Here is an 11,940-nt window from a genome sequence, read left to right on the forward strand (position 1 = left end):
CTTGCTTTTGATAAGAGGTGTTAATTCTCAATATTAATCCAAAATAGTGACACCAAAAAACGGTAGAAGACTTTCATCCCCTACCGTTTTCAATTTAAATTTTAGATTCAACCCAAAATCTTACTCAACTCCAGGCGTCATCAATTCTCGGCGCTGTTCGCCTCTGACCGTGATATTACCGCTCTCATCGACATCAACAATGGCTGTATCGCCTTCCTTGATGCGACCAGACAGAATCTCTTCGGCGAGGCTGTCTTCTAGTAAGCGCATAATGGCTCGACGTAAGGGTCTTGCACCGTAACTGGGGTTGTAACCCTCTTGTAACAAGCGCTCTTTGAAGCGATCGCTCACTTCGAGATTGATTCCTTTCTCGGTAAGGCGACCAAATACTTCTCTAAGCATAATGTCGGCAATTAGCATTACCTCTTCCTTGCTTAATTGACGGAAGACGATAATTTCATCCAGACGGTTGAGGAATTCTGGACGGAAGTAGTTCTTCAGTTCTTCGTTGACCAAGAACTTAATGCGGTTGTACTGCGATTCGCTTTGGTCTTCAGCAAACTCGAAGCCGATACCGCCGCCACCTTTTTCAATCACCTTGGAACCGATGTTGGAAGTCAAAATCAGCAAGGTGTTCTTGAAGTCTACAGTGCGACCTTTGGCATCAGTTAAACGACCGTCTTCCAGAATTTGCAGCAGCATGTTGAAAACATCGGGGTGGGCTTTTTCGATTTCGTCGAATAGCACCACGGTGTAAGGACGACGGCGTACTGCTTCAGTAAGCTGACCACCTTCGTTATAACCAACATAGCCTGGAGGCGAACCGATTAACTTGGAGACAGTATGACGTTCCATGTATTCGGACATATCCAGGCGGATCATCGCTTCTTCCGAACCGAAGAAGTAAGATGCCAATGCTTTTGCCAACTCGGTTTTACCGACGCCGGTAGGCCCGGAGAAGACAAAGCTAGCAATGGGTCGGTTGGGGTTCTTTAAGCCGACACGAGCGCGACGAATTGCCCGCGAAACAGCCTTCACAGCATCTTCTTGACCAATTAGGCGCTGATGCAAGGTGTCTTCCATGTGCAGCAGCTTTTCGGACTCAGATTCGGTGAGTTTGTTAACCGGTACACCTGTCCAGGAAGCGACAATGTGGGCAATGTCTTCTTCTGTAACTACTGGTTCTTCACCTTCACTGCGGCCAGTACCAGTTTTGCTTTGAGCGATCGCGCGAATTTCGGCTTTGATTTCCATTTCGCGATCGCGCAGTTCTCCGGCTCGATCAAAGTCTTGAGCGCGAACTGCATCATCTTTTTCTTTTAAAATTTGCCGTAGTTCCCTGTCTAACTCTTTGGCTGCGGGTGGCAGTTGGGAGTTAATCAGACGGACGCGGGAACCAGCTTCATCGATTAAGTCGATGGCTTTGTCTGGTAGGTAACGATCGCTAATGTAACGGTCAGACAATTTTGCCGCCGCAATCAAAGCTTCGTCAGAAATCTTGAGCTTGTGGTGTTGTTCGTAGCGGTCACGCAGACCACGTAAAATTTCAATTGTCTCATCGACTGAGGGTTCGCCGACCATCACTGGTTGGAAACGGCGTTCTAAGGCTGCATCTCGCTCTATGTGCTTGCGGTATTCATCTAAGGTTGTAGCACCAATACATTGCAATTCACCTCTAGCCAAGGCTGGCTTGAGGATGTTTGCCGCATCAATTGCACCTTCTGCTGCACCTGCACCAATTAGGGTGTGTACTTCGTCGATGACTAAAATGACATTTCCAGCCTGGCGAATCTCATCCATGATCTTCTTCAGGCGCTCTTCAAATTCACCCCGGTACTTTGTACCTGCTACGAGTAAACCGATATCCAAGGTGACTACGCGCTTGTCTTCTAGAATGTCGGGGACATCTTTGTTGGCAATACGCTGTGCCAGACCTTCGGCGATCGCGGTTTTACCAACCCCTGGTTCCCCAATCAAGACTGGGTTATTTTTGGTGCGGCGACCCAAGATTTGAATCACCCGCTCAATTTCCTTGGCGCGTCCCACCACTGGATCGAGCTTGCCGTCCAATGCCATTTGGGTCAAATTCGAGCCAAACTCATCCAAGGTCGGGGTTTTGTTGCCGCGTGATGGACCTCCTTGCGTAACCTCAGCGGTCTCTCCCAGCATCCGGATCACTTGAGTTCTTACCTTAGAAAGATCCACACCCAGATTCTCTAGCACTCTGGCTGCTACACCTTCCCCTTCTCGGATCAGGCCCAACAGCAGATGCTCGGTGCCAATGTAGTTATGCCCTAATTGGCGCGCTTCTTCCAAGGATAGTTCCAGAACTCGCTTTGCCCGTGGCGTAAACGGAATTTCCACGGCTACAAAGCCTGAACCCCGGCCTATGATTTTTTCTACTTCAATCCGAGCGTCTTTGAGATTAACGCCCATAGATTTCAGCACCTTAGCCGCCACTCCGGTACCTTCTCCAATCAGACCCAGGAGGATCTGCTCGGTACCAACGAAATTGTGTCCCAGGCGGCGTGCCTCTTCCTGGGCCAACATGATTACCTTAATGGCTTTTTCTGTGAAGCGTTCAAACATGGCATTTTTCCCATCACCTGCGTCGTGCCGGTACGCTGATTTTAGCACAGCCAAATCGATTGAATGTCTGTATAAAGAAATAGACATTCAATCGGGATCACCCAGCCTTAATGGGAATTGCTAACTTTTTATTACTTTTTATTGAGTGTGTATTGAGGAGTCTGAATTTACTGTCTTTGTGGAGATTGACAAGCAAAAAAGAGTTTGGGCTTGCAAGTTTTTAATGCCAATCCCAAGGAAAGATTTTTATCATATTTTTTTGTAACTGTCAATTTACTATTGAACAGTATGAAAATTTTTTATAGGTAATAAAATACCGTCTTAAGTTAAAAATTTTTATAAAAAATTTATTATTAGGGATAGGAGATCAGGGATCAGGGATTGGGAGGGGACAAGGGAGAGTATGAGGAGTGTGGGGAGTGTGGGGAGTAAAATAATAACCACTAACCACTAACTACTAACAATTGATCATTGACAAACAACTAACCATCAACTATATACCAACTGTATAGATTGAGGCGATCGCTCATTTTGATATATAGCTTTTTCAAAGAATCTTGAAATTCTGGATATTGGATATTTCCTAACCACAAAATCAAGGCGTCTTCATCGTTATCTTTATAGTAACGCCTTCGCTGTCCTGCTGTTTTAAAGCCAAATTTTTGATATAGAGAAATTGCAGCTTTGTTAGAAACTCGGACTTCTAGGGTAGCTCTTTCTAAGCCCAGTTCATAAGCAGCCTTTAGCAAGAAATAAAGAATAGCCTGTCCTAAACCTTGACCTTGATATTGGGGATGAACCGCCAAAATAGTAATATGAGCTTCTTCTAAAATTGACCAAAAACAACCCATTGCCAGCAGTTTTACAGTAGACAAAGGTGCAAATAAACCGAGTAAAACGCTGTTAGGACTATCTACCTCTCGTTTATAGGCATCCTGAGTCCAAAGACCACTAAAACAAGCCTGATCTAGTTCCACAACCGCACTCAAATCATCTACTGTTATTGATTTCAGTTCTAATTGGTCATTTGTCATTGGTCATTGGTCATTGGTTAGTAGTTAGTGGTTCGTTGTTGTTTGTTGATCGTAGGTTTTCTCCCTTGTCTTCCGTGTCCCCCTTGTCCCCCTTGTCCCCCATCTCCCCTCCCCGCACTCCCCACATTCTCAATCAATGCCGAAAGACAGGGGCGAAAAAGCACGTTATTCGGTAAACTGGGAATCGGCATATCCGCTCATCGCTTGTAATTAGTACGAAGGACAACTCTTAATAGTTATGGTATCGACTCACCCTGCCGGGGTTCAACTTTCTGGTAGACAGTATTTACCGCAAACAGCTAGCAATCACATTAATCTTTCACCCAATCAAGAACTTTTACCACTGACTGCCAAAGTAAATAATCAAGACCACCTAGAAATAGGGGGTTGTGATGTGACAACTCTTGTGCAACAGTTTGGTTCACCTTTGTATATTTTGGATGAAGAAACCCTGCGAATAGCTTGCCGCCAGTACCGGGAAAGTTTCCAGCACTATTACAAGGGTGAATCTCAAGTATTATATGCCTCCAAAGCCTGGAGTTGTTTGGCAGTCTGTGCGATCGCCGCCTCAGAAGGCTTGGGAATTGATGTTGTCTCTGGAGGTGAACTCTACACAGCCCTAAATGCGGGTGTGAGTTCCGAAAAAATTTATTTTCACGGTAATAATAAATCCCGAGAAGAATTAATTCTGGCAATTCAGTCTGGTTGTACTATTGTTGTAGACAATTGGTATGAGTTACGGAGTTTGGTGGAGATAACTGAAAAGATTGAGAGAACCGAAGATGTAGAGACGCTTAGCGATGGGAAGATGGGGAGAAACGGAGATGGGGAGAATGTAAAATCAAACTCTCCCCACCACCCCCTCTCCCCACCACCTCATCACTCCGTCCGGATCATGCTGCGGCTAACACCAGGTATTGAATGTCATACGCACGAATATATTCGTACGGGACACCTGGATAGTAAGTTTGGCTTTGATCCCAATGACTTAGATGAATTATTTGCTTTTGTTAGTCAGCAATCTGTTTTAAACTGTGTGGGATTACACGCTCATATTGGTTCCCAAATCTTTGAACGCCAACCACATCAAGATTTAGCAGCTGTGATGGTGCAGTGGATGAGTAAAGCTGCTGGTTATGGTTTAACTGTGACAGAGTTAAATGTTGGTGGAGGTTTGGGGATCAAGTATACAGAATCGGATGATCCCCCTAGTATTGAAGAGTGGGTAAAGCCAATTTGTGAAGTAATTCAACAAGCGTGTGCAGCAGAAAACTTGCCTTTGCCGAAATTACTTTGCGAACCAGGGCGATCGCTAATTGCTACGGCTTGTGTTACGGCTTACACTATAGGTTCTTCTAAAGTTATTCCCGATATTCGCACTTACATAGCAGTTGATGGTGGCATGTCTGATAATCCCCGTCCTATTACTTACCAGTCAGTGTATCGTACTGTAGTTGCTAACCGCATATCTGCTTCCTTGACAGAAACGACCACAATTGCTGGTAAACATTGTGAATCAGGGGATATTTTGATTAAGGATGCCCAACTACCCAAAACTGAATCTGGAGATATTCTCGTAGTTATGGCAACTGGTGCTTACAATTACAGTATGGCATCTAACTACAACCGCCTGCCCAGATCGGCTGCTGTTGTAGTAGCCAATGGCGAAGCAAATTTGATTTTGCAACGCGAAACCTATCAGGATTTGATTCGACAGGATTGCCTACCAGAAAGACTTAAGAAGGATGAAGGATAAAGACTGAAGGATGAAGGAGGAAGAATGAAAACTCAAGGATGAAGGATGAAAACTCAAGGATGAAGGATGAAAATAAGAATTTAGATTTTATAGTTCACACTTCATACTTTACACTTCATACTTCATACTTTACACTTCATACTTTACACTTCATACTTCATACCTCATACTTCATACTTTCACCCCAGATGTCATGGGAGATTGGTGGAAGCAATGGCTGATAAACCAAGGTTGGTCTCAGCCTTTGCTGCTTGAGACTCTGGATATTGTTTTAGTGCTGGCGCTGACGTACATGATACTAATTATTATTAGTGAGCGCCGGACACTGTGGATGGTGCGAGGTTTTATTATTCTGATGCTGGCATCAGCCATCAGTGGGAAGTTACAGCTACAATTGCTAAATTTTGTACTAGAAAAGTTAGTGATTGGTTGTGCTGTCGCAATGGCAGTTGCTCTCCAATCCGAGTTTCGGCGATTTTTGGAACAATTAGGACGTGGCGAATTCTGGCAATTATTTCAACCGTCCCGTCTAGCAGTTCCTAAATCTGATAGTGTAATTGATGAAATAGTCGAAGCAGTCAGAGAACTGTCGAAAAATCGGATAGGTGCGCTACTAATTTTGGAAACGACTGGCCCTATTGATGAACGGGATTTTTCTGTACCAGGAGTAAAACTGAACGCTGAAGTGTCCAAAGAGCTAATACAAACAATTTTTCAACCGAAAACTCTCTTACACGATGGTGCTACATTGATACGAGGTTCTCGGATCGTGGCATCGGGTATAATTTTACCGCTTTCGGGACGTACAGCTTCGCGCCAGTTGGGAACACGCCACCGGGCGGCGATGGGAATAACTGAGCGGGTCGAGAATTGCATTTGTGTCGTGGTATCTGAAGAAACAGGTTCTATTTCTTTAGCGGAAAAGGGAACTCTAAATAGACCACTGACGATTACGAAGCTGAAAGAGTCTTTAGAAGCGAGATTTTCCCCAACTGTAGATCGGGAGGCTGTTGCTCCTGGTTTGATCAGTTTGGGTCGTCAGATTCGTAGTCAGGCCTTAGCATTGGTTTCACGTTTACTCGGATTACCATCGACCGCATCGCGAGACAAAAAATGACAGCACAACAAACTGAACTGCAATACCTGCCTCCTGACTTAAAACAAGAACTGCTGCCCAAGCACGTTGCAGTGATTATGGATGGCAATGGTCGATGGGCAAAGCATCAAGGGCTACCCAGAATTATGGGTCATAAAGCTGGTGTTGATGCCTTAAAAGATTTACTCCGTTGTTGTAAAGATTGGGGGATTGAGGCCCTGACAGCTTATGCGTTTTCCACGGAAAACTGGGGAAGACCACACGAAGAAGTAGATTTTTTGATGACTCTATTTCAGCGAGTTTTGCGTCAAGAACTGCGGGAAATGGTGGAAGAGAATGTGCAAATTCGGTTTGTAGGTAACTTGAGTAGCTTACCGCGATCGCTACAAGCAGAAATTAGCCGTTCGATGGAAGAAACGAAAGATAATCGTGGGATCAAGTTTACGATCGCGACCAATTATGGCGGCAGACAAGAAATTATTCAAGCTTGTCGAGCGATCGCCCAAAAAGTCCAACAAGGTCTACTCCAGCCAGATGAAATTGATGAAGCAACATTTGAACGTCATCTTTACACCATCGGTATTTGTGACCCTGATTTATTAATTCGCACCAGTGGAGAAATGCGAGTTTCAAATTTTCTTCTCTGGCAAATAGCCTATTCAGAAATATATATAACTGATACTCTCTGGCCTGATTTTGATCGCCATGAATTCCACCGCGCTTTGTGTGCGTATCAGCAACGGGAAAGGCGGTTTGGGAAGGTATGAGGGGTATGAGGGGTATGAGAGGTGTGAGGAGTGTGAGGGGTATGAGGGGAAAATTATTTATCTCACCAACTACATTCCTACTCCACTTACAGGAAGCCGCGCACAGCGCGTCTACACACTCCTCACACTCCCCCTACTCCTCTACTCTTGTTCACTATGGTCCGGAAAACACAGCCTGTTCTACATCTCGCCGACTCAAGGAATATTTGAAGGCGCGTTGGATATCTTGTCCATTGTCTCCAACATTGAGATATCGGACTACAATTTGCTCAATGTCTAGCCAAAGTTCTGCTTGCCAACTAGGACGCTGTACGCGCCAGCAATGTAGCTGTATTTCATCTTGTTCACAACCTTGTTCTCTTAACCACTGCTCAATTTGGGGAAGAGGGTGGTTATATAGTGGTGTGTCAGACGGGGGAAGAGACATAACAATTAAAAATTAAAAATAAAGAGTTGTAAAATCAATCCTACAGGTTGGAAAGCGGCCTCACCACGAGTTAAGCCAATGGCGATCGCTAACAGTAAGCAACCTAAAAATGTTAAACCCAGGATAAATAAAGCAAAGATTTCACCCGATGAGAGGGGGCGATCGCTAGCATCAAGATAAGCTGATTTAGACCAGTCGTAGGAACGGGAAACGGGACGATTTAAATCGGGTGGTGCTTGAATTACTCCAAACCGAGAATAACCAATTTTCAGGTCATAACTTAACCGTCGTTCTGGGTTACTTAAGGTAGCGTAGGCTTCATTGAGTTGCTGAAATTTGGCAGTAGCGACAACTGTGGGTAAGCTTGTAGTATCAGGATGATAGCGTTTGCTCAATTCCCGATAAGCACGACGGATCTCAATTGGCGATGCACTCGGATGCAATCCTAGCAGAATATAGTACGTGTTCTCGCTGCTTTGTGACATTGCACCATTCTGATTCACGGCTGTTTAATTCACCTAGCGCTAAACTTTTTTCTAATATTTTAAACTTACTCTGTAACTCCTGGCTCAAGCAGAGGAGGTGGGGGGATGGGGAGATGGGGAGTGTGTAGACACGCTCATAGGCTTAAGGTAAGGGTGGAGTGTGAGGGGTGTGGGAAGTGTGTAGACACGCAAGTGGCTTCCCGTAGGGTGGAGTAAGTAGTTTAAAGGACAAGTAACTACTAACTACCAACTACTAATGTACAGACGCGATATTCCTCGCGTCTCTACCCACTAACTACTAACTACCAACAACCAACAACCTTATGAAAATAAATCAGCGCGGGGTTTAAAATTTTCAATCTGCCGTATTTTCTCGTATAATTGCCGTTCTTCTTGGCTAATATTTTTAGGAGTAACTATCTGAATTTCTACTAATTGGTCGCCGCGTTTACCTTTGTCAGTGGGATAACCCTTACCAGCTAGACGTAATCTTTGTCCAGATCTAACTCCGGGAGGGATTGACATTTTCACCAAACCATCAAGCGTAGGTGCTTCGACTTGACCTCCTAATACAGCTTCGCTGGGAGTAATAGGGATTTGACAGTGAATATCTGTACCTTCTATTTTAAAAAGAGGATGAGGTTCGACTGTAATTTTTAAGTATAAATCGCCACCATTAATACCTTGATTACGGAGACGAATCGTTTGACCTGTTACCATCCCTGCGGGCATTTCTACTTCTAGCGATCGCCCATCCTCTAAGCGAATTCTTTCCAAACCACCGTGATAAGCTTTTTCTAGGGGTAGAGATAATCTTGCTTCGATATCTCGCCGGGTAGGGCGTTGATTTGGAGTATATGCAACTTTTGTTCTTGGGGTACGAAATGGATCGGTGTTGGTAGTATTGGCAGTTGTAGATGTGGCGTTTCGACCAGTTTTTACACCAATGACTTCATTAATAAAGGTTGTAAAATCTGAATAATTACCAGGGTTGACATCTTGAGTACTGCGACCATTGCTACGGCTATCCGCGCCCCAAGGTTTTTTCTGTGCTTGTTTATCAAAGCCTTTTTGCTTCCAGTAGCGACTGAATTGGTCATATTGGGCCCGCTTTGTGGGATCGGAGAGAATTTCATAAGCTTCACCGATATCCTTAAATTTTTCCTCTGCTGCTTTGTTACCTGGATTGAGATCAGGATGATACTGCCTAGCTAAACGCCGATAATTTTTTTTAATATCTTCATTGGTGGCATCTTTAGATACTCCCAAAACTTCGTAATAATCGCGAAAATTCCGCAAATTCTGCATAATAAGTTATAATTAGGGATTTAGTTTTTATTTTTTTAAGATAGTTGATTGTTGGTTGTTAATTTTTGATTCATGAATGATCAATTGTTAGCAGTTGGTAGTTGTTGGGAAAAACAAATAACCACTGAACCACTAACTATTACCTATTAATAATGACTAAATCCGAATTTCAAATCAATTTCATCACCTTTTTCTAACTAAATATTCAGTATTTTGCACAAGCAGTACATATGAATAGGGAAGGAGCGATCATTTTACCTAACAAGCTTGATTACCAATCATCGTCATCATCCCAGTTATCTTGATAGGTGGGGCGAGAACGGCGTGAAGAACCACTGTTGTCAAAGGCAGAGGAACGATTGTCTCGACCATAGCTTCTGTCGTAGTCTCGACTGGGGCTGCGGTCGTAATCTCTGCTGGGACTGCGGTCATAATCTCTGCTATAACCTCGGTCATAATCTTTGCCATAGCCTCGGTCATAGTCTCTGTCATAGTAATCGCGATCGCGGAAAGTGTCTCTAGGATAATCCCGGTCTTTATCACCACCACCTGTAAAAATGTCTTTGATCGCACCCAACAAATCATCATCTTCCTCTTCAGCGTAGTATTGTCGAACTTCGCGGTTGAGGTCATATAAGGCATCTTGCAGGTCGGCGTAGGCTTGATCTATGCCGCGATCATCATTTTCTTTTAAACTCTCGCGCAGTTCCCGACAGATGTTATCAATTTGTTGACGACGGTTCCGGGCAAATGCCATACCAAAATCTAGTGCTACTTCCCGCAGTTGTCTTTCGGCTTGTAAAATCAAAGCCTCAGCCCGCGTACGTTTTTCTACTTTTTCTTTACGTTGTCTGTCTATGTCAGCAAATTTCTCGGCTTCTCGAATCGCTTGTTGCACTTCAGTTTCACTCAAAGTAGAAGCACCTTGAATTGTAATACTCTGCTCTCTACCTGTGGTTCTGTCTAAAGCAGTTACCTGTAATATCCCGTTGGCATCGATATCAAATGCTACTTGAATTTGGGGAATACCGCGAGGTGCTGGGGGGATACCGTACAGCTTGAATCGCCCTAAGGATTTGTTGTCTGCTGCCATTTCCCGTTCTCCTTGGACTATGTGAATTTCCACAGTGTTCTGGTTATTTTCTGACGTGGAAAAGATGTCCGAACGGCGGACAGGAATAGTAGTGTTGCGGGGAATTAGTACTTTCTTGACACCACCTATAGTTTCCAGTCCCAAAGATAAGGGCGTCACATCCAATAACAATACATCCTTGAGTTCGCCTGCAAGAATTCCCGCCTGAATCGCTGCACCCACTGCTACAACTTCATCAGGGTTGACGTTTTGATTGGGTTCTCTGCCAATCATCGCCCGTACTAGTTGCTGTACCATAGGCATCCGCGTAGAACCGCCTACTAGTACAACTTCGTCGATATCATTGGGGGTGAGTCCAGCATCTTTTAAAGCCCGTTTTACTGGGACACGCAACCGCCCTAACAAGTCATCGCATAAGCCTTCAAACTGGGAACGAGTCAGGCGAGTTTCTAAGTGTACAGGCCCTTCTTCTGTAGCAGCAATGAAGGGTAAGTTGATTTCAGTGACACTGACAGCAGAAAGTTCAATTTTGGCTTTTTCCGCAGCTTCCATCAAACGCTGCAAAGATTGTCGTTCTCTTCTTAAATCTACTTTTTCTTGTTCGAGAAATTGTTCTGCTAGCCAATCGACTATTTTTTTATCAAAGTCATTACCACCGAGTTGAGTATCACCACTGGTAGCTTTCACTTCAAATACACCGTCACCGACATCTAGGATAGAAACGTCAAATGTGCCACCACCCAAATCAAATACTAAAATGGTTTCTGTCTCACCGCGATCTAAACCATAAGCTAAAGAAGCAGCAGTTGGTTCGTTGAGAATTCGCAAAACTTCTAGGCCAGCAATTCTACCAGCATCCCGCGTTGCTTGCCGTTGAGAATCATTAAAATAGGCGGGAACGGTAATTACTGCCCCTGTAACGGGTTCCCCCAAGTATTTACTAGCATCTTCTGCCAATTTCTTGAGAATCATTGCCGAAATTTCTTCTGGGGCAAAATCTTTATTTAAACGGGGACAGACAACTTTAATATTGCCAACTTCATCTTTACGAATGGTATAGGGTACGCGCTTTGATTCTGGACTCAGTTCGCTATACCTACGTCCCATGAAGCGTTTAATTGCAAAAAAAGTATTTTGAGGGTTGAGGACAGTTTGCCGCCTGGCCATTTGCCCTACAAGGCGTTCGCCGTCTTTGCTAAAGCCAACTACGGAGGGAGTTGTGCGCATTCCTTCTGCATTGGCAATAACCACCGGCTTGCCACCCTCCATAACGGCGACTACAGAGTTCGTTGTACCCAAGTCGATGCCTACTACCTTGCCCATGCGTTAAGTTTCTCCTAGTATTTCTATATAAATTTTTTGTTTAGAACTAATGCTTGATTTAT

The 11,940-nt window shown here is 44.2% G+C and carries 9 protein-coding genes; 3 read left to right on the forward strand and 6 right to left on the reverse strand.

Translation table 11 applies throughout. The annotated features are described in order from the left end of the window. Positions 1 to 120 precede the first annotated feature (120 nt). Positions 121 to 2,589, reverse strand: a complete 2,469-nt coding sequence (locus RS893_RS19775) for an ATP-dependent Clp protease ATP-binding subunit (RefSeq protein WP_315792040.1) — start codon at positions 2,587 to 2,589, stop codon at positions 121 to 123. 482 nt (positions 2,590 to 3,071) lie between these two features. Then, on the reverse strand, positions 3,072 to 3,623 hold the full coding sequence (gene rimI / locus RS893_RS19780) for a ribosomal protein S18-alanine N-acetyltransferase (RefSeq protein WP_315787175.1): 552 nt from the start codon (positions 3,621 to 3,623) through the stop codon (positions 3,072 to 3,074). Positions 3,624 to 3,861: 238 nt separating this feature from the next. On the opposite strand from rimI, the gene lysA reads away from it, so the two are divergent. The 3 genes from lysA (at position 3,862) to RS893_RS19795 (ending at position 7,242) form a co-directional block, all read left to right on the forward strand. Further along, the gene (gene lysA, locus RS893_RS19785) at positions 3,862 to 5,379 is read left to right on the forward strand and encodes a diaminopimelate decarboxylase (protein WP_315787177.1); all 1,518 of its coding nucleotides are present in this window, start codon (positions 3,862 to 3,864) and stop codon (positions 5,377 to 5,379) included. Between the two features lie 193 nt (positions 5,380 to 5,572). Beyond that, positions 5,573 to 6,496 carry a diadenylate cyclase CdaA gene (cdaA, locus tag RS893_RS19790; RefSeq protein WP_102149714.1) on the forward strand — a complete coding sequence of 308 codons (924 nt, stop codon included), beginning with the start codon at positions 5,573 to 5,575 and terminating at the stop codon, positions 6,494 to 6,496. After that, positions 6,493 to 7,242, forward strand: a complete 750-nt coding sequence (locus RS893_RS19795; RefSeq protein ID WP_315787181.1) for an isoprenyl transferase — start codon at positions 6,493 to 6,495, stop codon at positions 7,240 to 7,242. Before cdaA ends, RS893_RS19795 begins: the two co-directional genes overlap by 4 nt. A gap of 154 nt (positions 7,243 to 7,396) precedes the next feature. Here RS893_RS19795 and RS893_RS19800 read toward each other — a convergent pair whose 3' ends face one another. The 4 genes from RS893_RS19800 to dnaK form a co-directional block, all read right to left on the reverse strand. Further along, a complete protein-coding gene (locus RS893_RS19800) occupies positions 7,397 to 7,669 on the reverse strand; it encodes a DUF3143 domain-containing protein (RefSeq protein WP_315787183.1) in 273 nt (90 codons plus the stop codon). 5 nt (positions 7,670 to 7,674) lie between these two features. Next, on the reverse strand, positions 7,675 to 8,154 hold the full coding sequence (locus RS893_RS19805) for a J domain-containing protein (RefSeq protein WP_315787185.1): 480 nt from the start codon (positions 8,152 to 8,154) through the stop codon (positions 7,675 to 7,677). A gap of 321 nt (positions 8,155 to 8,475) precedes the next feature. Then, positions 8,476 to 9,462, reverse strand: coding sequence for a J domain-containing protein (locus RS893_RS19810; RefSeq protein ID WP_315787187.1), 987 nt, complete (start codon positions 9,460 to 9,462; stop codon positions 8,476 to 8,478). Positions 9,463 to 9,733: 271 nt separating this feature from the next. Next, positions 9,734 to 11,878, reverse strand: coding sequence for a molecular chaperone DnaK (gene dnaK, locus RS893_RS19815; RefSeq protein ID WP_315787189.1), 2,145 nt, complete (start codon positions 11,876 to 11,878; stop codon positions 9,734 to 9,736). Positions 11,879 to 11,940: the final 62 nt, after the last annotated feature.

Origin of the sequence: Fischerella sp. JS2 (genome assembly GCF_032393985.1) — a bacterium.
Lineage (GTDB): Bacteria > Cyanobacteriota > Cyanobacteriia > Cyanobacteriales > Nostocaceae > Fischerella.